At 43.2% G+C, this 24,099-nt stretch carries 21 protein-coding genes; 15 read left to right on the top strand and 6 right to left on the bottom strand.

The genetic code is table 11. From position 1 onward, the window contains the following. Positions 1 to 8: 8 nt before the first annotated feature. Both CSV75_RS07865 and CSV75_RS07860 read right to left on the bottom strand, forming a co-directional pair. Positions 9 to 1,040: an LCP family protein gene (locus CSV75_RS07865; protein WP_099675389.1), complete on the bottom strand. Its 1,032-nt coding sequence runs from the start codon at positions 1,038 to 1,040 to the stop codon at positions 9 to 11. A gap of 179 nt (positions 1,041 to 1,219) precedes the next feature. Then, entirely contained in the window at positions 1,220 to 1,852 is a 633-nt protein-coding gene (locus tag CSV75_RS07860) for a YigZ family protein (protein ID WP_099631141.1), read from the bottom strand. Between the two features lie 150 nt (positions 1,853 to 2,002). Here CSV75_RS07860 and CSV75_RS07855 point away from each other — a divergent pair, with 150 nt between their 5' ends. From CSV75_RS07855 to CSV75_RS07840, 4 genes are all read left to right on the top strand, one after another. Continuing rightward, the gene (locus CSV75_RS07855; protein ID WP_199171329.1) at positions 2,003 to 3,151 is read left to right on the top strand and encodes a sensor histidine kinase; all 1,149 of its coding nucleotides are present in this window, start codon (positions 2,003 to 2,005) and stop codon (positions 3,149 to 3,151) included. A gap of 28 nt (positions 3,152 to 3,179) precedes the next feature. Next, positions 3,180 to 3,860, top strand: a complete 681-nt coding sequence (locus CSV75_RS07850; protein WP_085132956.1) for a response regulator — start codon at positions 3,180 to 3,182, stop codon at positions 3,858 to 3,860. A gap of 60 nt (positions 3,861 to 3,920) precedes the next feature. Continuing rightward, positions 3,921 to 4,487 (top strand): nuclear transport factor 2 family protein, encoded by a 567-nt coding sequence (locus tag CSV75_RS07845; protein WP_099675388.1) that lies wholly within the window; start codon positions 3,921 to 3,923, stop codon positions 4,485 to 4,487. Positions 4,488 to 4,643: 156 nt separating this feature from the next. After that, positions 4,644 to 5,021, top strand: a complete 378-nt coding sequence (locus CSV75_RS07840; RefSeq protein WP_099675387.1) for a YhjD family protein — start codon at positions 4,644 to 4,646, stop codon at positions 5,019 to 5,021. Here the strand turns inward: CSV75_RS07840 and CSV75_RS07835 are convergent. The 3 genes from CSV75_RS07835 to CSV75_RS07825 form a co-directional block, all read right to left on the bottom strand. After that, complete coding sequence (locus CSV75_RS07835; RefSeq protein WP_099675386.1) at positions 4,984 to 5,520, bottom strand: competence protein ComK; 537 nt, start codon at positions 5,518 to 5,520, stop codon at positions 4,984 to 4,986. The genes CSV75_RS07840 and CSV75_RS07835 overlap by 38 nt on opposite strands. 441 nt (positions 5,521 to 5,961) lie before the next feature. Then, positions 5,962 to 7,125, bottom strand: coding sequence for a M20 family metallopeptidase (locus CSV75_RS07830; RefSeq protein WP_099675385.1), 1,164 nt, complete (start codon positions 7,123 to 7,125; stop codon positions 5,962 to 5,964). Positions 7,126 to 7,303: 178 nt separating this feature from the next. Next, positions 7,304 to 7,813 (bottom strand): antibiotic biosynthesis monooxygenase family protein, encoded by a 510-nt coding sequence (locus CSV75_RS07825; RefSeq protein WP_099631136.1) that lies wholly within the window; start codon positions 7,811 to 7,813, stop codon positions 7,304 to 7,306. A 293-nt stretch (positions 7,814 to 8,106) separates the two neighbouring features. Here CSV75_RS07825 and hemE point away from each other — a divergent pair, with 293 nt between their 5' ends. Genes hemE through hemY form a run of 3 tightly spaced genes read left to right on the top strand, consistent with a single transcriptional unit; the run spans position 8,107 to position 11,554 of the window. Next, complete coding sequence (hemE, locus tag CSV75_RS07820) at positions 8,107 to 9,150, top strand: uroporphyrinogen decarboxylase (protein WP_099637170.1); 1,044 nt, start codon at positions 8,107 to 8,109, stop codon at positions 9,148 to 9,150. A 24-nt stretch (positions 9,151 to 9,174) separates the two neighbouring features. Beyond that, positions 9,175 to 10,110 carry a ferrochelatase gene (gene hemH / locus CSV75_RS07815; RefSeq protein ID WP_099675384.1) on the top strand — a complete coding sequence of 312 codons (936 nt, stop codon included), beginning with the start codon at positions 9,175 to 9,177 and terminating at the stop codon, positions 10,108 to 10,110. A 28-nt stretch (positions 10,111 to 10,138) separates the two neighbouring features. Then, on the top strand, positions 10,139 to 11,554 hold the full coding sequence (hemY, locus tag CSV75_RS07810) for a protoporphyrinogen oxidase (protein ID WP_099675383.1): 1,416 nt from the start codon (positions 10,139 to 10,141) through the stop codon (positions 11,552 to 11,554). A 526-nt stretch (positions 11,555 to 12,080) separates the two neighbouring features. Here the strand turns inward: hemY and yhfH are convergent. After that, entirely contained in the window at positions 12,081 to 12,206 is a 126-nt protein-coding gene (gene yhfH, locus CSV75_RS07800) for a protein YhfH (protein ID WP_083035173.1), read from the bottom strand. A 206-nt stretch (positions 12,207 to 12,412) separates the two neighbouring features. Here yhfH and lplA point away from each other — a divergent pair, with 206 nt between their 5' ends. From lplA to aspA, 8 genes are all read left to right on the top strand, one after another. Next, entirely contained in the window at positions 12,413 to 13,405 is a 993-nt protein-coding gene (gene lplA, locus CSV75_RS07795; RefSeq protein ID WP_099675381.1) for a lipoate--protein ligase, read from the top strand. Positions 13,406 to 13,512: 107 nt separating this feature from the next. Beyond that, entirely contained in the window at positions 13,513 to 14,214 is a 702-nt protein-coding gene (locus CSV75_RS07790) for a response regulator transcription factor (protein ID WP_099675380.1), read from the top strand. Beyond that, on the top strand, positions 14,211 to 15,233 hold the full coding sequence (locus CSV75_RS07785) for a sensor histidine kinase (RefSeq protein ID WP_099675379.1): 1,023 nt from the start codon (positions 14,211 to 14,213) through the stop codon (positions 15,231 to 15,233). The genes CSV75_RS07790 and CSV75_RS07785 overlap by 4 nt, the downstream gene beginning before the upstream one ends. Beyond that, positions 15,214 to 15,993 (top strand): ABC transporter ATP-binding protein, encoded by a 780-nt coding sequence (locus CSV75_RS07780; RefSeq protein WP_099675378.1) that lies wholly within the window; start codon positions 15,214 to 15,216, stop codon positions 15,991 to 15,993. The genes CSV75_RS07785 and CSV75_RS07780 overlap by 20 nt, the downstream gene beginning before the upstream one ends. Then, positions 15,965 to 17,899: an FtsX-like permease family protein gene (locus CSV75_RS07775; RefSeq protein ID WP_199171328.1), complete on the top strand. Its 1,935-nt coding sequence runs from the start codon at positions 15,965 to 15,967 to the stop codon at positions 17,897 to 17,899. The genes CSV75_RS07780 and CSV75_RS07775 overlap by 29 nt, the downstream gene beginning before the upstream one ends. Positions 17,900 to 18,891: 992 nt before the next feature. Further along, positions 18,892 to 20,445 (top strand): fatty acid--CoA ligase family protein, encoded by a 1,554-nt coding sequence (locus CSV75_RS07770; RefSeq protein ID WP_099675377.1) that lies wholly within the window; start codon positions 18,892 to 18,894, stop codon positions 20,443 to 20,445. Between the two features lie 121 nt (positions 20,446 to 20,566). Next, entirely contained in the window at positions 20,567 to 22,537 is a 1,971-nt protein-coding gene (locus tag CSV75_RS07765; protein ID WP_099675376.1) for a S9 family peptidase, read from the top strand. Between the two features lie 103 nt (positions 22,538 to 22,640). Continuing rightward, complete coding sequence (aspA, locus tag CSV75_RS07760) at positions 22,641 to 24,086, top strand: aspartate ammonia-lyase (RefSeq protein ID WP_099675375.1); 1,446 nt, start codon at positions 22,641 to 22,643, stop codon at positions 24,084 to 24,086. The last annotated feature ends 13 nt before the right edge of the window (positions 24,087 to 24,099 follow it).

The following is a 24,099-nucleotide window of genomic DNA, read 5'->3' as shown; positions in this document are numbered from 1 at the left end:
TGAATGAACTATTGATAATCGGTTTGAGCTGATGCGGAGGATTGATCCGTGTCTAGCTCGGTTAGAGAAGAGGAGTCAGGGATGAACCCTAAATGGGATTTTAAAATCTGCTTTACTTCTTCTAGCTTCTGCTCATCTAATTTGTAATAGTACGTACCTGTCGACATATCGTCGTAGCCTGTCAATGTGATGGTATCAACGTCTGGTAGTCCGCTTTTAATATACTGAATAAACGACAATATTTGCTTGGATGTCATATCGGTCTTCATGTTATCGCCAAGCGCATTGATGACGTCCCCGTATTTTGTAATGGATGTAATCGATGTCGCTTCTTTGATCATGGCTTGTAGAATCATTTGTTGACGTTTACCGCGCTCGATATCATTATCCAGTTTACGAGTACGTGCTAAAGCCAATGTGTGGCGTCCGTCAAGGCGATGAAGTCCTGGCATTAGATGAATTGCATTTTTATCGTTTTCATCTTTTTCTATACGCTCGTATGGAACTTCAACTTCTACACCGCCGAGTGCATCTACCACATCGATGAATGCATTAAAGTTCATTTTGACGTAATAGTTGACTGGAACATCAAATAGTTCTTCAACAGTATCAATAGAGGCTACCGTTCCCCCGTACGCATGGGCATGTGTAATTTTATCTTTATAGTTTACCTGTGGAATATAAACATAGGAGTCACGAGGTATGCTGACGAGTTTGATGCTTTTGGTTCTAGGATTCAAAGTTGCAAGCACTAAAGCATCTGATCTTCCGTGCACTTCACGATCCTGGCGTGCTTCGCTTTCGTCAACGCCGATCAATAGAATCGACACTTTATCTTTTGCAGGTTCTACATATATTTCTGGCGGATCTTGCTTGGCAATAGGTTCATACGAACGATCTAGTACGTTCATCGCTTGGTTATGAAGCTTGAATGCATAAGTAGAAACAACTACGGCCGCGATGAAGAACGTAAATAATACTATTTTTAAAAAGCGCTTCGTTTTAGAAACCTTCTTTTTCCGATACTCTTCTCTTTTCATTTTTAACCTCCAGGGTGTGCGGCAGAAAAAAACCGTCAATGGCGAATCTATGGGAAGTTGATTCTGATGATAAGTTACACATCTTCACATAAAAATCCATAGTGACCAAATAAAATCAGACCTAATGCTCATAGGATCCACCTTCTACCATTATACCCGGTTTTCGATTGGACGTATAGTCAGATGTCGAACTCTAGGAATTTATGTCCGGTTGTGGCGATGATTGCCTGGCCGTTCGTTAATTCCATCATCCATTCCACAAAAATCTCTTGATCTTCTTCAGGAACATATAAAAAGAGTTCAACGTCCTCTTCATAGATGATGTCGTTTAACGGGTAGTCGGATTGCCGTACTTCGTTTTCTACTTTACCTAGCCATGTATAATCAATAGAAACTTTAACTAGTGCGTGTAATTTTCTTTCCACAACACCTGTTGCGGCAATGCCTTCAGAAGCTGCTTTGCCGTAAGCGCGGATTAATCCGCCACCACCGAGTTTGATGCCACCGAAATAGCGAGTGACGACAATCACGGTATCTTTTAGGTGTTGCTTTTTTAGAACTTCTAAAATAGGAAAGCCGGCTGTACCAGAAGGTTCACCGTCATCGTTCGCTTTTTGGATCTGGTCATGTTCTCCTATGATATAAGCTGAACAATTATGTGTAGCTGTATGATGGTCCTTTTTGATGTCCTGAATAAAGTCCAATGCCTCTTGTTCTGTCTCGACTCTCTTGACAAATGACAGAAAACGGGATTTTTGGATGACGAATTCACTCTCTCCGTACAGTTTTACGGTTTTATAATTAGCTCGCATTTGTCGTTCCCCCTACATTTGTAATATACTTATAATACTTTCTCATCATTAAAATGATATACTGTATAAGAAGTGTATAAGTATTTAGGCTAAACTGCAATAATGCTCACTTTGCAAATTTTCACATAAACAAGGGCGGGGGGGAGTTATTTGAGCGACAAGGCAATTGACATTCAACAGATGGAGAAAATATTTGGCAACATGGTTAATGTAATGGATCGTTCAAAAAGCGACATCTTCTTAATTAGTGAACAAAGCCGCAGAAGTTATGAAGAAATGCAAACAGAGTTAGCAGAAGTGAAAGAAAGTATTTCTCATGTGATAACTGAAGGGGATTCCCTAGAGAACCTATCACGCCATTCTAGAAAGCGTCTTGCTACTGTATCAAAAGACTTTGTAACATATAGTGAAGAAGAAGTTAAACAAGCTTATGGTGTGGCAAATGACTTGCTTGTACGCGCCTCCATTAATAAAATGGAAGAGAAACAACTTCGTGAAAGACGGGATGAACTTGAACGTCGACTTATGTTGCTGCTCTCTACAATTGAAAGAGCAGACCAGCTTGTTAACCAAGTAACCACTGTGATGACATATTTAACATCTGATTTGAAAAATGTAAGTACAGCACTGGAAACGGCACGCCATAAACAAGACTTTGCGATTCAGATTATCCAGGCACAAGAAGAAGAGCGTAAACGTTTATCACGTGATATTCATGATGGACCCGCGCAAATGCTCGCCAATGTCTTGATGCGCTCTGGTTTAATCGAAAAAACGTTTGTTCAGCAAGGTCCAGAAGAAGCAATGCAAGAGCTGTCTTACCTAAAAGAAATGGTTAGGGGAGCGTTATCTGAAGTGCGTCGTATCATTTATAATTTGCGACCAATGGCTTTGGATGACTTAGGGCTTGTTCCGACATTGCGAAAGTATTTATTGACCATTAGCGAATACGAGGCGCCACTAATCATTCATTTTCAAAGTAACGGAGCAGAAAAAAGATTTGCTTCCAATTTTGAAGTAGGTATTTTCCGTCTCATACAAGAATCAGTAAATAACAGTATTAAACATGCGAAAACTGATGAAATATGGGTGAAAATCGAATGGTTACGTGAATCGGTTAATATATTGATTAAAGACCAAGGCCTCGGCTTTGATACAAATGAAGTTAAAGAGAAATCATTTGGTCTCATTGGAATGCAAGAACGTGTGGAGTTATTGAAAGGAAAAATGAAAGTCACCTCGAAAGTCGGGGAAGGCACTTCGATTCTTTTTCAAATTCCATTGGACGAAGATCTGTAAGTAAGGTAATTACTGGGAGGAATAGGAAATGGAAGCGACAAAAATTTTGATAGTAGATGATCACCAATTATTCCGTGAGGGCGTTAAACGAATTTTGGATTTTGAAGAATCGTTTAACGTAGTAGCAGAAGGCGACGATGGTGTCGAAGTAGTTGAATTGTATAGAGAGTATGAGCCAGATGTAGTGCTGATGGATATTAATATGCCACGCATGAATGGTGTAGACGCGACTGAGCAATTAGTGAAAGAGTTTCCCGATGCGCGCGTTATCATGCTATCCATTCACGACGACGAGTCCTATGTCACACATGCTTTGAAAACAGGCGCTCTCGGCTACATGCTAAAAGAAATGGATGCAGACGCAATTATTCAAGCAATCAAAGTAGTAGCAAATGGTGGATCATACTTACATCCAAAAATCACGCATAATTTGGTAACAGAATTCCGACGTTTGAGTGAGAGAGAACATAAAGGATCCTTCCAGCAGAACGACATTCGTCGCCCCCTTCATTTATTGACGAAGCGCGAGTGTGAAGTTCTACAATTATTAACAGATGGCCAGAGTAACCGGACGATTGGTGAAACACTCTTCATCTCAGAAAAAACGGTGAAAAACCACGTTTCTAGCATTTTGCAAAAAATGAGTGTAAATGACCGTACACAAGCGGTTGTTACAGCAATCAAAAATGGTTGGGTAGAAGTAAAATAATAATAGAATGAAAAAGGTCTTTGTACGTGGGAGGCCTTTTTCTCTACGTAGGAGGGTCATATGAAGAAAAAAGTGGCAGTCGCGTCCATGGCTTTAGCGCTCGTATTAGGCGCATGTGGTAACGCAGATGAAACAAACGAGAACCATCCAGAAACTAGTGAAGCTGCACCGGGAAATGGTGCTATCGATCATGGAGTAGACGATAAAAAAGTAGGGTTCAGCATGTCAGGCGACCAAGTGGAAGAAGCTACGGATGTGCCAAAAGAAGATAAAGAAGAAATTCTAGCGGCTTTTGAACGCTACATCGAAACATTGAACAATCAAGACGTAGAAGGTTATCTCGCTACACTTTCTACCGAAGGCTATGATTTGGAAGAAGAACGTCAGGCTATGGAAGAAATGCTTGAGAATACTACGATGAAACGTGAAGCAGAGAATGAAACGATTGTAAAATATTCAAAGGATAGTGCACAGGTTTTTTCTACGTTGAAAACGACATTCACGGACAGTGAGACAGGAGTAGAAAATGCACCCGAAGGCCGCCAAGTAACTGTCTTCACTAAAGAAGATGGGGCATGGAAAGTGTTCTCTATCCACTTTATTGGTGATGAACCAGGAAACGAATAATCTTGTTTTAACTATCGATTGAGCGACAAAACTTCCAGTGCTTACAACTGGAAGTTTTTTTATGCAAAATAAAGCCATACTAAGAGTACTTGCTTTTCTTCGCTAAAGGAATTATAATTAATTCAAGAACATATGTTCTATTGGGAGGCGATATCCATGCCTTTGATCCCCGCAGAGGCAATGCCATATTTGGAAAACTACATTTACCTTCCTATGTTATTGACGATTATGGAACGAGATCGTCGGTTACTGGAGGAGGTTCCGTTTAAATTGAAAAGTCCATATCTTAATTTATTGGACGAAACGATGAACACAGTTTCTGCTGATTTACGAACCACTGCTTTGTATTTACAAAAGCATAAAATGCGAGTGATACGCCATTCAACAGATGAACTATTTACGGAATATGTATTTTTACATGATGGCTATCAAGATATGCGTCGTTATTTGAATGTTCGCTTACGTAACCGGTCAGAAGAGTTACTGAATCTGTATATTAGGAAATTGTCGAATCAGAACTCTTCGGCTCCATGATCATATAATAGGAACTTCGCAATTCCTCTTGCGCATTTTCAAATCGTTGAAACAAAATATGTGATAGCGCCATTTGGCGATAAACAGTGGCTATCGAAGTATCTAATTGCATTTGCGCATCATTTTTTAACATAACGGTCACGCCGTCCTCGTGTTGAACAGCGTCTTTTACTGCATGATAGGCTACCCATGAGTTTTTATGTAACGTGGGGGACAGTAAAGGGAAAAATAATAAAGGCCGGTCATTTGAATGTGTCAGCATGATAGGTGGTTTTGGACGATTTTTCAAATCCGTTTTGGAACTGTTAATAATGGATTCAAAGTTGGAACGGTAATGCGCACAAGAATCTCTCATAATTTCTAGTGGAGTTTTCTCAACAATAAAAGTCCGGTCGCTTTCCACTACTTTTGTATAGTACGGATTTGCATGTTGTCCATGAAGTAATGCAAAAGTATGAAATGTAACAATATAAGATGATAGATAATGTGGATTAGCCATGTTGTTCCCCCCAGTTTTATAGGACCATATACGTATTAATTATAGTATAGAAAAAACTAAAATCAACTGTAATGTTGGAAAATAGTAAATATTCTATTAACATGGCGGGTATTATCGAATGGTCGTAGGGCGGGGAAGAAGCGACATTAATTAATGTTGCAAGCGGACACGTTCGCGTGCGACCGCACAGGCCAATGAACTTCTCTGCCGTTGCCAGCAGAACCACCATCTGATGAGCACATACGTACAGAAAAAGTATGTGCAAAACTACAACTCAACGCGCTTCTTACGCTTAAACACATCAAAATGTTATACAAGCTGCGCGTATCCCTTTTCTCCCTAAATCATTCATTCTAATTCAGCCGCTACTGCTATGGTGAAATATAAAAACTGAAGATCCCCATACCGTCGTAGGAGTGATCTTCAGTGTATTACTTTACTTCAGTTCTGATACTCAATCGCTGCCGCGCCTAATGTTTTCGCTGCTGCAATCATAGCTTTTTCATCAATGTCAAAACGTGGATGGTGGTGAGGATAGGCTTCTGCCGGACGGGCACCTGTGAAGAAGAAAGTACCCGGAACTTTTTCAAGATAGTAGGCGAAATCTTCTCCTCCCATTTGTGGTTGCATTTCTTCTACACCACTTAGATCCGCAATGGATTCAGCTACAGTTTTCAGGTAGGTTGTTTCTTTTTCATGATTGACCACTGCCGGATATCCACGGAAGTATTCTACAGTGATTTCACAATCGTGAGCCAAGGCTGTGCCTTCAGCTATACGCTTTATTTCTTGTTCCATGAAGTTGCGTACGTCATTGGTGAATGTACGAACAGTTCCGCCCAGAACGGCTTGGTCAGCGATGACATTAAAGGCATTTTCTGCGACGAATGAGCCGATGGATAGTACAGCTGATTCGATGGGGTCAACACGTCTTGAGACGACTTGTTGTAAGTTCATCACAAGCTGTGAACCGATTACGATAGCGTCTTTTGTTTGATGGGGAGATGCACCGTGGCCGCCAGCTCCTTGAATGGTAATATTGAATCGATCCGCTGCAGCCATGATCGGGCCTGAAGCATAATAGATGACACCCGATTCGAAAAGTGACCACAGATGCGTGCCGAAAATGACATCGACGCCTTCTAAACAGCCGTCTTCGATCATCGCAATGGCGCCACCTGGAGCCAACTCTTCCGCATGTTGATGGATAAATACGTATTCGCCAGATAACTCCTCACGCATTTCATTCATAGCTTTTGCTAATTGAAGGAGCGTGGCGGTATGGCCATCATGCCCACATGCATGCATGACGCCAGGTACAGTGGATGCGTATGGTGTATCTTTTTGATCTTGAATTGGTAATGCGTCAAAGTCTGCTCGCAAAGCAACGGTTTTCCCTGACTTCGCACCTTTGACTCTTGCTACGACACCATTGCCGCCTACTCCAGTACGTACTTCTACTCCGAGACGTTTATAAAAGTCAGCGATATAAGCTGCGGTTTTCGTTTCTTTAAATGAAACTTCGGGGTTCATATGTAAATATCGGCGAAACTCTACCATATCGTCGTAAGATTGTTCCAGTTTCTGAAATAATTGTTCTTTCATTAATAAAACCCCTTTCAAATAGACAAATAAGTCAATCAACTCGTTCAGTATAGCAAGCAGTAGGCCACATCGCAAACTACGTGTTTTAAACTTTTGGGTAAATGAAGTGACTAAATATCGTGTGTAAATTATAGGGGTGACAACTTTTACATAAAAAAGAAGGTCTGACGTCAAAACGTCAAACCTCCTCAGTAGGTGTTTTATAATGTGTAGTATATGGAGCGCTTGTGAAGATATGTTGTGTAGCACCACCTGCATCCTTGAATACCGTTTTATCGGATAATTGATTACCAGGGGAGTTATACCAGATGTCATACAAACGTCGCTCTGTCCATTGTGTCAGCAATGTATACGTATCTGATCCGATTGGACGCAGTAAGCGGTATGCTACGAAGCCGGGCATGTTTTGCAGTTTTTCGCCTAGGTGCTTGTACTGATGTTCGAATATAGGTTTGCCTTCATCTGTCACCGCGACGTTGTCCATTGCGAAGAATCCAGGTTCTGTCAGGTTACCGTAAGAACCTACCACTTCGAACTTCCTCGGCGTTTGAAATATGCTCTTGCCGTTCGTCTCATGTAGCAACAGCGTATTGCCGCCGCCATTCATTAAAAGTATTGACTCATCAGCATGTTGGTCTTTGATTTTCTCCATAAAACCCATCGTTCCAGTTGTCATATAAATATTCATATAAAATTCCTCCTTTGGCTAGTAACGATCGTCTGTGCTAAGTTTGATTAAAAGCACTCTTTACCAGTGTATGATTCTACCTATAGTAATTCCCTTAAATCTCCCGAATCAAACACTAATTGCAAGCAAGTTAGGAATGATTGTCTAAAGCATGGCAGAAGTGAGGGGTGTCCTAGCACAAAATTATGACAAAGGCGCAATTCACTATACATTGACCTGTCAACGGTTTATCATGAGAACGTATAAGAGTTACGTGAAAGAAATTAAAAATATGGAAAGAGGTATCTCTGAATATGTCAACTTTTAACGATACGCTATTACGTGCTGCGAGAGGCGAAGAAATTGAACACACGCCAGTTTGGTTCATGCGTCAAGCAGGACGTTCACAGCCGGAATATCTTAAAATCAAAGAAAAATACTCCTTGGAAGAAATTACGCATCAGCCAGAACTATGTGCGTATGTAACAAAACTTCCAGTAGATCAATATGATGTAGATGCGGCTATTTTATATAAAGATATTGTTACACCACTTGTAGGTATCGGAGTAGACGTAAAGATTAAATCAGGCGTAGGCCCTGTTATTTCCAATCCAATTCGTTCTGCGCAAGACATCGCAAACTTAGGCGAGTTTTCAGCAGAGGAGCAAGTTCCTTATGTTTTGGACACGATCAAAATGCTGACACAAGAACAATTGAATGTACCACTGATCGGTTTTGCTGGTGCACCGTTTACACTGGCGAGTTATATGATTGAAGGCGGCCCTTCAAAGAGCTATAACCTGACAAAATCCTTCATGGTGTCTGAGCCACAAGCTTGGTTCGCATTGATGGATAAATTAGCTGATATGACGATTAGTTATATCCAAGCACAAGTTAAAGCTGGCGTGAAAGCCGTGCAAATATTCGACTCATGGGTAGGCGCATTGAATGTATCGGATTACCGAATCTTCATTAAACCTACGATGACTCGTATTTTCTCAGAACTTCGTAAATTAAATATTCCATTGATTACATTCGGAGTAGGTGCAAGCCACTTGGCGAATGAATGGCACGACCTACCAGTTGACGTAGTTGGATTGGATTGGCGCTTGTCTATAAAAGAAGCTGGTGAACGCGGTATCACTAAACCAGTGCAAGGTAACTTGGATCCATCGATGTTACTAGCGGACTGGTCAGTCATCGAAGAACGTGCAAAGCTTATTGTTGAACAAGGTGTAGAGCACGGTAGCCACATCTTTAACTTAGGTCACGGCGTATTCCCTCAAGTACAACCTGCAACATTGAAACGCTTAACAGCTTTCGTACATGACTATAGTAGAGAATTACGTTCGAAATAACAATCCAACCATGAGGTGAAAATGATGACGAAAAAGAAAATGGGCTTACTCGTTATGGCGTATGGAACGCCAAACTCCTATGACGATCTAGTGCCGTATTACACGCATATCCGTAGAGGCCGTCCACCGGCTCCGGAACAAGTGGAAGATCTTCGCAATCGCTATGAAGCAATCGGAGGCATTTCACCACTTGCGCGGATTACAGATGATCAAGCGGACGCATTAGGCGCACGTTTGAATGAAGCACAAGACGAAATAGAATTTAAAGTCTATGTCGGTCTGAAGCATATTGCGCCATTCGTCGAAGATGCAATACAAGAAATGCATGATGACGGTATTACTGAAGCAGTATCTATTGTATTGGCACCACATTTCTCTACGTTCTCCGTTAAATCCTACAACGGTCGTGCACAAGAGGAAGCGGACAAGCACGGAATTACACTTACTTCTGTTGAAAGTTGGTACAAGCAACCGAAATTTATTGAGTACTGGGCGAACCAATTGCGTCAAACCTATGATGCGATGGAAGAGACAGAGCGTAAGAATTCTTGCTTGATCGTGTCTGCCCACTCGTTACCAGAAAAGATTCTGGCTAACGGTGACCCATATGCTGATCAGTTGAAAGAAACAGCAGAAATGATCACACAAGCAGCAGGCGTTAAAACATATGCACTCGGTTGGCAAAGTGAAGGGCAAACACCTGAACCTTGGCTAGGTCCGGACGTACAGGACTTAACGCGTGACCTGTTTGAAACAAAAGGATATACATCATTCGTTTACACACCAGTTGGTTTCGTATCGGATCACTTGGAAGTTCTATACGATAACGACTACGAGTGTAAAGTAGTATGTGACGATATCGGCGCAGCGTATCACAGACCTGCCATGCCGAATACCGATCCTTTATTCATTGATGCAATGGCTGATGCTGTAATGGATCAATTACACGCAACAAAATGAAATCAATTGGATCGGAGTGAAAAAGGACATGAGTGAACGAAAAAAAGTAGTCATAATCGGCGGCGGAATCACGGGTCTCGCTGCAGCGTACTATATGCAAAAAGATGCCCGTGAAAAAGGACTTCCCATAGACATCATCATGATTGAAGCATCAACAGAACTTGGTGGAAAAATCCAAACAGTCCGTCGAGACGGCTATGTAATCGAACGCGGTCCGGACTCCTTTTTGATCCGTAAACAAAGTGTAGACCAATTAGCGACTGAACTGGGTATAGGAGATCAGCTTGTCCGAAACGCAACAGGGCAAGCGTATATCTATCTGCATAATCAAATGCACAAAATCCCGGCAGGTGCTGTTATGGGTGTACCGACTGAAATCAAACCTTTCATTACATCCGGTTTATTTAGTTTGAGCGGTAAAATACGTGCGGCGGGCGACTTTGTATTACCACGTTCTGAAATAACTGGAGATCAGTCGCTCGGCAAGTTTTTCCGGCGTCGCTTTGGTACAGAAGTGGTGGAAAATCTAATCGAGCCATTATTGTCAGGCGTCTATGCTGGCGATATCGATCATATGAGTCTGGAATCAACTTTCCCACAGTTTTATGAAGTGGAAAAAAATCACCGCAGCTTAATTTTAGGAATGAGAAAGACTACTCCTAAACAACTTCCACAAAAGAATAGTCATAGTTCGAAGAAAACGGGAGCTTTCCATACTCTTAAAAATGGTCTGGATTCATTGGTAATAGCACTCGAAGAACAGTTGACAGATGTCAATGTTATGAAAGGTACGCGTGTCACTAGCATAATGAAACAAGACGACCGCGCCGTTCTGACATTGAATGATCAACAGCAAATCGTTGCGGATGCGGTCATCATGTCAACGAGTCATACCGTAGCGAGCCATTTGTTTGAACCACATGGTCTGTTGAAAGAACTAGGAACGATTCCGACCACATCGGTCGCAACTGTCGCTCTTGGTTACCCCAAAAAGGCGATGAAGAGCGATATCGATGGGACGGGTTTCTTAGTACCACGCAGCAGCAATCATTCCATTACAGCTTGTACACTTGTCGACCGAAAATGGCCGACAACTACACCTGACGAAAAAGTAATGGTGCGTGCATTCGTTGGACGCGTTGGGGAAGAAGCGATTGTCGACTTACCAGATGCTGAAATAGAGAAAATCGTTCGCAAAGACTTGGAAGATATTCTCGAGCTTGAAGGTGAACCGGATTTCTGTATCATAACACGCTGGAAAGAGGACAGACCGCAATACCGCGTTGGCCATAAAGAGAAAGTCTTACGCGCGCGGGAGGAAATGCAATCCGCGTTTCCGATGGTCGAGCTTGCGGGTGCGTCCTATAATGGAGTCGGTTTACCTGACTGTATCGATCAAGGAGTCGCAGCGAAAGATCAAGTGCTGGCGAAGCTATTTACGTAACATAATAAAATCCGTACAACATTCGTTGTACGGATTTTTTATGTTGTATGGTATGTGGATTTGAGTGGGAGGCGCGGTTTGTTATGGGGATGGGGCGGTTGTCGGTGAGTTTAGCGCGGTGTTGCAGTGGAATAGCGCGGTTGTCAGCGAGTTTAGCGCGGTGTTGCAGTGGAATAGCGCGGTCGTTGGCGATTTTGGCGCGGTCTGTCAGAGGAATAGCGCGGTTGTCGGTGAGTTTAGCGCGGTGTTTTAGTGGAATAAATAGCGCGGTCGTCATCGATTTTGGCGCGGTGTTTCAGGGGAATAGCGCGGTCGTTGGCGAGTATGGCGCGGTCTTTCAGAGGAATAGCGCGGTTGTCGGTGAGTTTAGCGCGGTCTGTCAGGAGAATAGCGCGGTTGCCAGCGAGTTTAGCGCGATGTTTCACATCATTGGCGCGTTTTGCCTAGCATAATACGAAAAATACCTTATCTATGTATCTACGCAAAAAAAAGCGAATATAGGAATATTCGCCGAAAGAAAGTTTTTTTATTTTACGTTGCAATGATTACATTGATTAGAGTAACACTCGTGCTGCTCTTCAATTTCAGTTCCACATGTCGCACAAACCTTCGCCGGCAAGTTCTTGAAAAACTCTACGATGCTTTCTACCATATCCATCCATCCCCTTTGTTTGTTGTATAACTCTTTGGTATATACACATTGTATTATAACAGATACCGGAAGTCAACATTTCATTTATTTTTCTGTTAAAATGGATTCAGGCCTATTGTGACGCGCTTTCGAGCTATTTTAGTGCTTCCAATTGTGAGAATTGACTGAAAATAAATTGTGACAATTTTGTGAGGAGAGAAGAAAATATGAAATTTATCGATAATCAAGGCATTACAGATCCACGTATTAACCTGGCGATTGAGGAATATGTGCTCAACACGATGGACGTATACAAAGATTCGTATTTGCTGTTTTATATCAATGAACCTTCCATCATTATTGGGAAAAACCAGAATACAGTGGAAGAAATCAATACAGAGTTTGTCGATCGTCACGGCATCCACGTCGTACGAAGACTGTCAGGTGGCGGTGCGGTGTATCATGATAAAGGAAACTTGAACTTTAGTTTCATTACGAAAGACGATGGGGAGTCGTTCCGTAATTTTAAGAAGTTCACGGAACCCGTAACAGATGCGCTTGCGAAAATGGGGATTAAAGCAGAGTTGCTTGGGCGGAACGATATTTTGATTGATGGACGCAAAATCTCGGGAAATGCACAATTCGCAACAAAGGATCGCATGTTTAGCCATGGGACGCTGTTGTTTGATACAGATATGGAAGGTGTCGTGAATTCACTCAAAGTGAAGAAAGACAAAATTGAGTCAAAAGGGATCAAGTCGATTCGTAGCCGTGTCGCGAATATTTCAGAATTCTTGGAAGAGCCCATTTCAATTGAACAGTTTAGACAAGAAATCTTGAATTCGATGTTCGACGGCGAAGAAAATATTGAGTATCGTGTGTTGACGGATGAAGACTGGACAAAAATCCGTGAATTGTCTGCGGAGCGCTATGGCAACTGGGAGTGGAATTACGGCCGTTCACCGAAGTTCAACTTGCAGCAGACTAAACGTTTTCCTGTGGGTGGAATTGATGTTCGCTTGCAAGTGGAAAAGGGCAGTATAGAAAACGTGAATATATACGGGGACTTTTTCGGTGTGGGTGATGTCCAAGAAATCGAAAATCGTTTAATTGGTGTGAAATATGAGCGCAAGGCGATCACAGAAGCACTGGAGTCTATGGACGTTGAGAAAATCCTTGGTGGTATTAAGCTCGAAGAATTTGTAGATGTAATCTATTAAGGGAAAGCGCATGTCTTGCGGGGCATGCGCTTTTTGTGTATGAGGATTCATTTATGTGTGATGGGAAATGCGCTATACTTAACATAATGAGAAAGTGAGGGGTCACGGTGAAACATCGAATATTTATTGTAGAAGATGATGTGAAAATCGCGAAATTGTTAGCGGGAACGCTTGAGAAATATCAATATGAAGTCGCAATTATACAGGATTTTGATCGAGTCGTGGAGGAATGCAAAGCGTATAATCCACATCTAGTGCTGTTAGATATCAACTTGCCAATTTATGATGGCTACTATTGGTGCCGTCAGTTACGACAGCATACGGTGTGTCCGATTATTTTTATTTCGGCACGCTCAGGTGATATGGATCAAGTGTTTGCGCTTGAAAATGGAGGCGATGATTTTATAACGAAGCCATTCCATTATGAAATTGTATTGGCGAAAATTAAAAGCCATTTGCGTCGATCGTTCGGTGAGTATTCACCAAATCAGTCGGAGCGCATGATTGTATCGGGCGATTTGACGTTGTATATAGAACGGATGACGTTACAAAAAGGAAAAGAAGAAATTCCACTTCAGAAGAAAGAATGCGTCATTCTGGAATTGCTGATGGGCGAGTCACCGAAAGTCGTATCGCGCGAAAAGTTACTCGAAGAATTGTGGGATGATCAATCATTTGTCGACGAAAATACGCTGAACGTTAATATGGCTCGAGTGCGCAAGAAATTGACCGATTACGATGTGCAATCTTGGATTGAAACGGTGCGTGGCGCGGGGTATCGTTTCATGCCGGAATCAGAAGTCGAATGAAAGCATTAACACTGTTCGTTAAAGAGCATGTATCGTTCATGCTGTTTCAGATCGGACTCGTATCGTTCATACTACTATTGTTTTGGCTTGACGGCTTTCGCAATCCGAATACGGCCATCTATTCGGTCGCGATGAGTATTTTACTTACGGCGGGCTATTTGGGAGCGAAGTTCATCATGCGACGTACGTATTATGCGAAGATCGTTGAAAAACCGAAGCAAATGGAAGATGCTTTGATTCGGCACATCATGACGCCCGAACATCGACAGACGACGGCATTTACGCGCGAATTATATCGCCTGTACCAACATGAGGTCCAGACATTATATGATAGACAAAATCGTCATTTACATTTCATGAATCAATGGGTGCATCAAATGAAAACACCGATTTCGGTCATTAATTTATTATTGCAAGAAGAGGAAGTGGACAAGAAGAGTCTCGAGCAGGAAGTGGGACGCATCCAAAATGGATTGGATATCGTCCTTGTCAATGCACGGCTTGAAACGTTTGAAGAAGATATGCAAATTGAGCGGCTATTGCTGAGACACGTCTTGCAGGAAGTGCTGAATGAGAACAAACGACTTTTCATTGCGAACGGTCTGTTTCCTGTGCTGAATGTGGAGGAACACTTAACGGTCGCGACTGATCGAAAGTGGATCAAGTTTATGCTCAATCAATTCATTACGAATGCAGTGAAATATACATTTGAAAAAGGTAAGAAAATACACGTGAATGCATTCCAGCTACCAGAAGGACTGTGTCTTGAAATTATAGATGAAGGAATCGGCATACCGGCATCTGATTTACACCGGGTGACGAAAGCTTTCTTCACAGGAGAAAATGGTAGATTATCTGGAGAATCGACGGGCATGGGACTGTATATCGCATCCGAAGTCTGTGAGAAACTCGGTCACCAACTGACGATTTCCTCGAAACAAGGAGTAGGCACGACAATCGCATTATTATTTAAAGATGGAGAGGCGGGTGAACAAGTAGATGACGCAACCGGTCGTTAAGATGGAAGATGTCACGAAGATCTATGAAGGAAAAGTCATACATCGTGCATTGAATAAATTGGATTTCGATGTGCAAGAAGGGGAGTTCGTTGCGATTATGGGGCCGTCCGGGAGTGGTAAGACGACACTACTGAACCTATTGATGGCCACGGATATTCCGACCTATGGCAAGATTGTCATTGGAGGCGTGGAACCGGAAAAGCTCAGTCAAAACGAAATCGCCTTATTCCGTAGACGGCAAATTGGTTTCGTCTTTCAGGAAATCAATTTACTGCAAATGCTGACGGTGGAAGAAAATTTGGTATTGCCGTTAACTCTTGATGGACTACCCGTTGAAGAAATGAAAAAACGTGTAGTAGATATGGCGAAAAAGTTGAATTTGGAAGATATTTTGGAGCGTCGACCGGATGAACTATCGGGTGGACAAGCACAACGAACCGCGATAGGACGGGCGCTTATCCATCAACCGCGCATTCTGTTAGCGGATGAGCCGACAGGGAATCTTGATTCAACGTCAGCGAAGGATGTACTCGAATTACTTGAACATATTAACCAGTATGAACAGACATCCATTATTATGGTGACGCACGATCCGATTGCTGCGAGCTATTGTGACCGCGTCCTGTTTATTAAAGATGGAGAGTTTTTCAATGAAATCTATAAAGATGAACGCCGGCAAACATTTTTCCAGCGTATCTTGAATGTGTTGTCATTACTTGGAGGTAATGTGAATGACTTTTCGACAGTTCGCTTACCGTAATGTCGTTCGTAACCGCCGGGTTTATGCAGCATTCTTCATGGCGAGTGTGTTTTCCGTCATGGTGTTTTTCCTCTATTCGATGCTGCTATTCCATCCATCGATTGAAAACACTTTTCTAAAAGAGATCTCCGCCCTTGGCATGGGAATAGCGGAAATCATCCTATTCATATTCACGCTGTTTTTCCTATTCTATTCGATGCGTGCATTTTTGCAGGCGCGATCGAAAGAGTTTGGGGTGCTGTTGCTTCTCGGAATGGCAAAACGTCAGTTGCATCGACTCATTTTCATCGAGACGATGTTGCTTGGCTTCGCATCGATCATAAGTGGAATTTTCCTTGGCTTCATGTTTTCGAAATTCTTTTTCATGATCGTCAAAGCCATTGTACAAATTCCGGTATTACCGCTCTATTTATCCTGGAAACCATTCGTGCTGACGATGGGTGCATTCCTTAGTTTATTCGCTATCATTTCATATATCGCACCTGTATTCATTCAGCAAGGACAGGTGTCGGATTTGTTACATGGGGATATGGCTGTACAATCGGTGTATTCGTACTCGAAAAGCCGTGGGATCTTCGGAGTGGTGCTATTGTTGCTCGCCTACGCTATGGCGGCATTCGTATCACGTTCGAGCATCATCAGTCTGTTCTTCCTACTACCGCCACTCATCACAGTCGGAACCTATTACTTTTTCACCGACACTTTACCGCTCGTATTGCATGCATTGCGACGGCAAAAGAACATCTTCTGGCGCGATTTTTGGATGATCTCAATTTCGGAAAGCATCGTACGTTTAAAAGAAAATGCGCGGATGTTCTTCATCGTGACGCTCGTTTCGACGATAGCGTTCATGTCCGTCGGCATTTTGGCATCGTTAACGTCATTCGCTTCGCAATATCGTGAAGTAAATCCGCTCGGGCTCATTTATAAAAGCTTGCCGCATAATGAATTCGAGTATCCACATATCGCACAATTGACCAATGAACTCGATCAAGCGGATCTTGATTACTGGGCTGTACGATTTCGTGTGCTTGAACAGCAATCTTCTTACACGAAAAATAAAGTCAATATCGTCAAGCTGTCTGATCTGAATGAACTGGCTGTAAGCTTTGGGGAAAAGCCACTTTCATTACACAGAGGGCATGCGTTGTTCTTGCCCGCAACAGCTGCTGCGGCCAATCAGTTGTCGACGGAATCGGTCAGCACTAAACTGGCGGACAGTGGCGTCTCACTCAAGATTGAAGGTGTGTATCCGTATAAATTGTTTCCGCCAAACGCACTTGGACTCAATACGATCGTTGTGAATCATTTGGATTTCGACCGCATTGAAGAACAAGCACATGTCAATGCACTGGCGTTTAATTATTATGCATTTAACGTAAGGGATTGGCAGAAGACGCGGGAAATCGGATTATCTATCCATGCCCAAGTGTTGGCTGGGCTCATGCTCGAACACCGTGACCCGGTGCGCTACGAGTTTGAGAATCCCGGGTTAAATTATTCGCATATCCGGATGACGTTCTCGTTGCTGTTGTTTATTGGATTATTACTCGCAGGCGTATTTTTCCTTGCGTCCGGCAGCTTCATTTACTTCCGGTTGTATACATCGCTTAGTCATGATCGACGGCAGTATGCGGTGTTGCAGCGGATTGGGATGACGGATAGAGAGTTTACGAAGATTGTCAACCGGCAATTGATTCCACAGTTTTTCTTCCCGTGGGGTGTGTCGTTCATCCACAGTGTGTTTGCGTTTATGGCGTTGCAGGTGATTTGGGATGCGCTTGCGGAGATTTCCATTGTCAAGGAGCTGGCGCTTGTGCTGGCAGGCTTTGCGCTGATGCAAATTTGCTATTTCTATCTGATCCGCTGGCGCTATATTTCACATATTAAGGCACCTACTTCTTAGGGAGGGGTGTCTTTTTTGACTGGTGAGTTACGTGGTGAGTATAAGGGGATTGAACTTATTTAATTTCAAGTTCAAGTACAAGTTCAAGTTCAAGTATTAGTGGAAGGAGTGAGTGGGTGGGGATTGAAGCTCCAGCTGCCGGACGCTTTCCCATGGGCTCGGCTTGAGCCGCTTCCCTCACTACGTTCAGTCCAGGGTCTCAAGCTTTCGCTGATCCTGCGGGAAGAGCCGTAACGAAGAACGGCTTTTGCGAGTAAAAGCGCAGCGTTAGGAGCACATCTTTGCACTCCCCGTCAGCTTCCGCTTCAATCCTACGTTGATAGTGGAGGTACGTAGGTCAATCATTGTAGATAGTGTGTGAATTGTTGTTGTCTTAGAACTTGTTGAAGTTCTAGTTCTAGTGGGAGTGAGCGTAGTTAGCATAAGGGGATTGAAGCTCCAGCTGGGGACGCTTTCCGGAGGGCGTGGCTTGAGCCTCCTCGTCCGCTTCGCTCCCTGCGGGGTCTCAAGGCGCACGCTTATCCTCCCGGAGTCGCCCCAGCTTCCGCTTCAATCCTACATTGATAGTGTAGATACGTAGGTCAATCACTGTAGATAGTGTGTGAATTGTGTTGTCTTTACACGTTATGTAGTTCAAGTTCAAATCTAATTCAAGTTTTAGTTATTCACTGATTACTAGCCAAACTTCAATGCACAACAATAAGTATCACCCACTAACATTGCAAGGGATTGGAGCGGCAGGCGGCGACTCCCGATGGATCAGCCTGACAGGTGAGACAACTAAAGGGAGCTTGCGACCTAGTTGGCTCACCGCGGGCCCATGGGAAAGCGTCCGCCTAGAGCGCAAATCCCTAACCCTTTACTCCGTCCAGCCTTACCTAATAAAGTAAATAAACAAAATTCCCAGTAAACTCTTGCCAATTAATTATTTTGTCAGTATAATGAACGAAATACTGAATGGTTATTCATTCACTTGTTAGGGAGATGAAAGCATGAATTTAGTTTCTAGTGTTCAACAGACAGCACAGAGCAAGCCAAGTAAAATCGCCTATCGTTTTATGGGGAAAGACACGACGTACGCAGAGTTTGACTTGTCGGTATCCATGTTCGCCAACGCACTACAAAACCTAGGGGTTAACAAAGGGGATAAAGTGGCATTTTTACTTGGTAATACGCCGCATTACCTGATCTCTCTCTATGCGACTATGCGGATCGGAGCAACAGCTGTGCCGATCAATCCACTCTATACACCTGACGAAATTTCCTATATTTTAGAAAACAGTGAAGCCAAAGCCGTTATTGCAATCGATCAATTACTACCACTTGTAGCAATAGCCAGCCAGTCATTCCCGACGATAGAGAACTATGTCGTCTGTGAAATGAGTCCGGATGCAGGGGAGAAATTAGCTGCGCTGAATGACGCAGTGAAGGCAAAAGTGCATCCATTTAGTGTGCTCATCAAGCAATCAAAACCGATGACGGAAGCGGTAGTAGTTGACGAAAATGAAAGCGCTGTCATACTTTATACATCAGGAACAACGGGACACCCAAAAGGTGCGATGTTGACACATAAGAATATCTACTCCAATGCACGTGACGTAGGAGACTATTTAGGCTTCTCCGAAACTGATAAAGTGGTGGCGACATTGCCTTTATTCCACGTATTTGCCTTAACGGTTGTAGCGAATGCACCACTCGTCAAAGGCGCTACTATATTACTTGAGCCACGCTTTAGTCCGGGTGAAATATTCCACGTAATTCGTGAACAAAAGGCCACGATATTCGCCGGTGTTCCTACTATGTATAACTTCCTTTATCAATATCCGGAAGGTAAAACAGCGGACTTTGAATCCATCAGACTGGCGGTTTCAGGTGGATCTTCACTGCCTGTATCTTTGCTTCATGATTTCGAAGAGAAATTCAATGTGCGTGTTTCGGAAGGGTATGGCTTGTCAGAAGCCTCACCGGTGACGTGTTTCAACCCGTTAGATCGCGATCGTGTGCCTGGATCTATCGGAACGAATATTATGAATGTTGAGAATAAAGTGGTCGACGAAAATGGTGAAGAAGTTCCTGACAATGAAGTCGGTGAATTAATCGTACGCGGTCCGAACGTCATGAAAGGGTATTATAAAATGCCAGAAGAAACTGCAGCTGTCCTACGTGACGGTTGGCTCTATACGGGCGACTTGGCGCGACGGGATGAAAACGGTTACTTTTATATAGTAGACCGCAAGAAAGATATGATCATCGTCGGCGGATTCAACGTGTATCCTCGGGAAGTAGAGGAAGTGCTGTTTAGCCACCGTGATATTGTAGAAGCAGCAGTCGTTGGCGTGCCGGACGCGAACTTCGGTGAAGAAGTACAAGCATATGTGGTGTTGAAGGAAGGTTCGGATGCTACGGAACATTCACTGCTTAATTATTGTGGGAAGCGTCTCGTGAAGTATAAAGTACCAAAGTCTATTGAGTTCTTGGATGAATTACCGAAAAATACAACGGGTAAGATTTTAAGACGTTCATTGAAAGATCAAATTAAGAGTTAATGAAAATGGAAACGAGTGATGGGAATTATAACCCGTCACTCTTTTTTTACGCATGTATTGCCAAAGCAAGTGCTGACTTGTTATGGTTTAGAGAGAATAGTAGGAAAACAGGAGGTATGAGATGAATAAACGAGTTGTAACGATTGAAGATTTATTTGAAACGAAATCTGTCACGAATCCCGTATTGGCACCTAACGATCAAGAAGCGGTGTTTACAGTGACGGAATTAAATAAAAAGGACAATGCGTACCACTCAGCTATCCATCATATCGATTTGCAAACGGGTGATGTTACGCGGTGGACATATGGTAAGCATCAAGTCAGTGCGCCGAAATGGTCTCCTGACGGCAAGAAATTAGCGTTTTTATCCAATCGCAGCGAAACGAATCAATTATACATTATGCAAAAGACGGGCGGGGAAGCCTATGCGCTAACGGACTGTAAAAAAGGAATCGATTCATTCGAGTGGTCGCCGTGCGGCAAGAAAATTTGGTTTACAGGTACGCTGAAAACAGGCGAAACATTTTCTACTACAGTACAGAAGCAAAAGGGATTTCCGCAACCGATCCGTGTGACGAAAATGAAATACAAAGCAGATTTCATTGGTGTAGTACCGCAAGACGAATATACACAAATCGGTTATGTTGAACTGGCCACGTGTACTATTTGCAATTTCACTATGGAACCATTTGATCATTCACTAGAGGCGGTTTCACATGACGGCAAGCAATTGGTAGTCGGGATCAATCGCAACGAGCAGTCGGATCATGATTTCAGTATTCCGTTCGTGCTGTTGGATGTGGAGACTAAAAAAGAGACAGTCATTCTCGATGAACAAGGCTTTTTCGGCGGTGTAGCCTTCTCTAAAGACGACCGCTATATTGCGTATACAGGGTATGACATGACGTTCCAAAACGTCACGCAGGCAGATGTCTTCGTCTATGATCAAACGAATGGTCAAACGATGAATTTGACAGCGGGAATTGACGCACCGATTGGAGACGAAAGTATTTCCGATCACTTGCAACAAGTGATTGCGCCAGGCGTAGTTTGGACGGAAGACGAGCAACTGTATTTCCAGTTATCAAGTATGGGAGAAGTGCGTTTATACGCGGCTACACTTGACGGCGCGATTTATCCTGCGACGGGTGAAGAAGAGCATGTTTACGGGTATGATGTGGCGAGAGATGCTGAATTCGCGTTGCTCACGGTTAGCACGATGACGAATCCCGGAGAACTTTATCGCCAAACGATAGCGACTGGTGAACGAATAAAACTCACTTCATTTAATGAAGACTGGCTGAAAAGAGTCGCGTTAGTTGAACCGGAAACGATTCATTATACGAATGACCATGTAAATATTCAGGGGTGGCTAATGAAGCCTGCGAACTTTATAGAAGGTAAAACGTATCCGCTCATTGTGGAAATTCACGGTGGACCGCATGCGATGTATGGATTTACGTATTTCCATGAGATGCAAGTATTAGCGGCGCAGGGCTATGGCGTTCTCTATGTCAATCCCCGTGGCAGTCACGGCTACAGTCAGGCGTTTGTTGACGCAGTGCGTGGCGATTATGGTGGCGGTGGATATGAAGATATTATGGCAGGACTGGATGAAGTACTGAAAACCGAAAATTGGATTGATGAAACGCGTCTTGGCGTGACAGGTGGTAGCTACGGTGGCTTCATGACGAACTGGATTGTCGGGCATACGAACCGTTTCAAAGCAGCCGTCACGCAACGCTCGATCAGCAACTGGATCAGCTTCTTTGGTGTTTCTAACATCGGTTACTACTTTACCGACTGGCATTTGAAAGCAAAAATGACAGATGTCGATACGCTGTGGAATCAGTCACCATTAAAGTATGCAGAGAACATCGAGACGCCTCTGTTAATTCTTCATGCTGAACGAGACTTCGTCTGTCCGATCGAGCAAGCTGAACAATTATTTATTACACTAAAAGATTTAGGGAAAGAAACAGAATTTGTTCGCTTCCCCGAATCCGATCATAATATGTCGAGGACAGGGAAACCGAATCTGCGAATTGCGAGATTAGAAGAGATTACCGGGTGGTTTAAACGGTATCTGTGAGGTAAGATGAAAAGGTATGCCTAAACGGCTATACATGAGAAATATTGTGTGTATAATGAGAGACGAATTATACTTTTAAATACTACTTGAGAAGAGGTTCTGCATGATGGAAGAACAACTACTGTACAGAATAGAGTCGGATTTTATCGGAGAGAAGAAGGTTCCACAAGACGCGTATTACGGTATACAAACACTACGCGCAGCGGAAAACTTTCCTATCACAGGCTACCGCGTCAATAGCGACTTGATCCGTGCGATTGCAATCGTCAAAAAATCTGCAGCACAAGCTAACCGTGACATCGGTCAATTGGACGCGAACATTGCAGAAGCAATCATCCAGGCGTCTGAAGAAGTGATCAATGGCGCATTGCGCGATCAGTTCCTCGTGGATCCGATTCAAGGTGGAGCAGGAACGTCAGTGAATATGAACGCAAACGAAGTCATCGCCAACCGTGCACTCGAAATTCTCGGCCACAAAAAAGGTGAATACGACATCATTAGCCCGAATACGCACGTCAACATGGCACAGTCGACAAACGATGCGTTCCCGACTGCGATCCATATCGCTACACTAATGAAAGTAGATAAGCTACTTGGCGTAATGGAATCCCTTCATAGAACCTACTTGAAAAAATCGATCGAATTCCAATCGGTCTTGAAAATGGGCCGTACACACTTACAAGACGCAGTACCAATTCGTCTTGGACAGGAATTTGAAGCATACGCAATGGTGTTACGTCGCGATATTGAACGCGTTCGTGTATCACGTGTCTACTTGTATGAAATCAATATGGGCGCAACAGCTGTCGGAACAGGCTTGAATGCTGATCCACTATATATCAAAAAAGTAGCAAGCTATCTGTCAGAAAACAGTGGTTTCGAATTGAAGTCTTCTACACACTTAGTGGACGCTACACAAAATACGGATTCGTACGTGCAAGTATCCGCAGCACTACGCGGCACAATGCTGAACCAGTCTAAAATCTGTAATGACTTGCGCTTGATGGCATCGGGTCCACGCACAGGTCTATCTGAAATTGCATTACCTGCAAGACAGCCAGGATCCTCTATCATGCCAGGAAAAGTGAATCCAGTTATGGCAGAAGTAATGAATCAAGTGTCGTTCCAAGTAGTGGGTAACGATATGACGATCGCGTTGGCATCGGAAGCGGGGCAGTTCGAATTGAACGTCATGGAGCCAGTGCTGGTGTTCAACTTGCTGCAGTCACTGAAAATCATGACGAATGTATTCGGCGCATTCCGCGATTATTGTTTAGACGGCATCACAGCGAACGTCGAGCACTTATCGGAGTATGTGGAGAAGAGTATCGGGATCATCACAGCGATCAATCCGCACGTCGGCTATGAAGTGGCATCAGAGATCGCGAAAGAAGCATTGCTAACGAATAAGTCGATTCGTGAGATTTGTATCGAGAGAAATATCTTGTCGACAGAAGAGTTGGATACGATTCTGCATCCATTCGAGATGACGAAGCCTGGTATTTCGGGTAAAGAGTTGTTGAAGAAGAAAATTATTCTTTCTAAGTAATAAGGAGTATTCG

The sequence above is a fragment of the Sporosarcina sp. P18a genome (assembly GCF_002743135.1).
Taxonomy (GTDB): Bacteria; Bacillota; Bacilli; order Bacillales_A; family Planococcaceae; genus Sporosarcina.
Note: the sequence above shows the minus strand (reverse complement) of the source record. Positions and strands in the feature narration are given on the sequence as shown.

Coding starts and splice junctions, on each gene's coding strand:
- CSV75_RS07850 (WP_085132956.1), top strand. CDS start 3,180: ATGGAAGCGACAAAAATTTTGATAGTAGATGATCACCAATTATTCCGT.
- CSV75_RS07765 (WP_099675376.1), top strand. CDS start 20,567: ATGAATAAACGAGTTGTAACGATTGAAGATTTATTTGAAACGAAATCT.
- CSV75_RS07840 (WP_099675387.1), top strand. CDS start 4,644: ATGCCTTTGATCCCCGCAGAGGCAATGCCATATTTGGAAAACTACATT.
- hemY (WP_099675383.1), top strand. CDS start 10,139: ATGAGTGAACGAAAAAAAGTAGTCATAATCGGCGGCGGAATCACGGGT.
- hemE (WP_099637170.1), top strand. CDS start 8,107: ATGTCAACTTTTAACGATACGCTATTACGTGCTGCGAGAGGCGAAGAA.
- lplA (WP_099675381.1), top strand. CDS start 12,413: ATGAAATTTATCGATAATCAAGGCATTACAGATCCACGTATTAACCTG.
- CSV75_RS07825 (WP_099631136.1), bottom strand. CDS start 7,813: ATGAATATTTATATGACAACTGGAACGATGGGTTTTATGGAGAAAATC.
- aspA (WP_099675375.1), top strand. CDS start 22,641: ATGATGGAAGAACAACTACTGTACAGAATAGAGTCGGATTTTATCGGA.
- CSV75_RS07785 (WP_099675379.1), top strand. CDS start 14,211: ATGAAAGCATTAACACTGTTCGTTAAAGAGCATGTATCGTTCATGCTG.
- CSV75_RS07770 (WP_099675377.1), top strand. CDS start 18,892: ATGAATTTAGTTTCTAGTGTTCAACAGACAGCACAGAGCAAGCCAAGT.
- CSV75_RS07775 (WP_199171328.1), top strand. CDS start 15,965: ATGACTTTTCGACAGTTCGCTTACCGTAATGTCGTTCGTAACCGCCGG.
- CSV75_RS07860 (WP_099631141.1), bottom strand. CDS start 1,852: ATGCGAGCTAATTATAAAACCGTAAAACTGTACGGAGAGAGTGAATTC.
- hemH (WP_099675384.1), top strand. CDS start 9,175: ATGACGAAAAAGAAAATGGGCTTACTCGTTATGGCGTATGGAACGCCA.
- CSV75_RS07780 (WP_099675378.1), top strand. CDS start 15,214: ATGACGCAACCGGTCGTTAAGATGGAAGATGTCACGAAGATCTATGAA.
- CSV75_RS07845 (WP_099675388.1), top strand. CDS start 3,921: ATGAAGAAAAAAGTGGCAGTCGCGTCCATGGCTTTAGCGCTCGTATTA.
- CSV75_RS07835 (WP_099675386.1), bottom strand. CDS start 5,520: ATGGCTAATCCACATTATCTATCATCTTATATTGTTACATTTCATACT.
- yhfH (WP_083035173.1), bottom strand. CDS start 12,206: ATGGTAGAAAGCATCGTAGAGTTTTTCAAGAACTTGCCGGCGAAGGTT.
- CSV75_RS07830 (WP_099675385.1), bottom strand. CDS start 7,125: ATGAAAGAACAATTATTTCAGAAACTGGAACAATCTTACGACGATATG.
- CSV75_RS07865 (WP_099675389.1), bottom strand. CDS start 1,040: ATGAAAAGAGAAGAGTATCGGAAAAAGAAGGTTTCTAAAACGAAGCGC.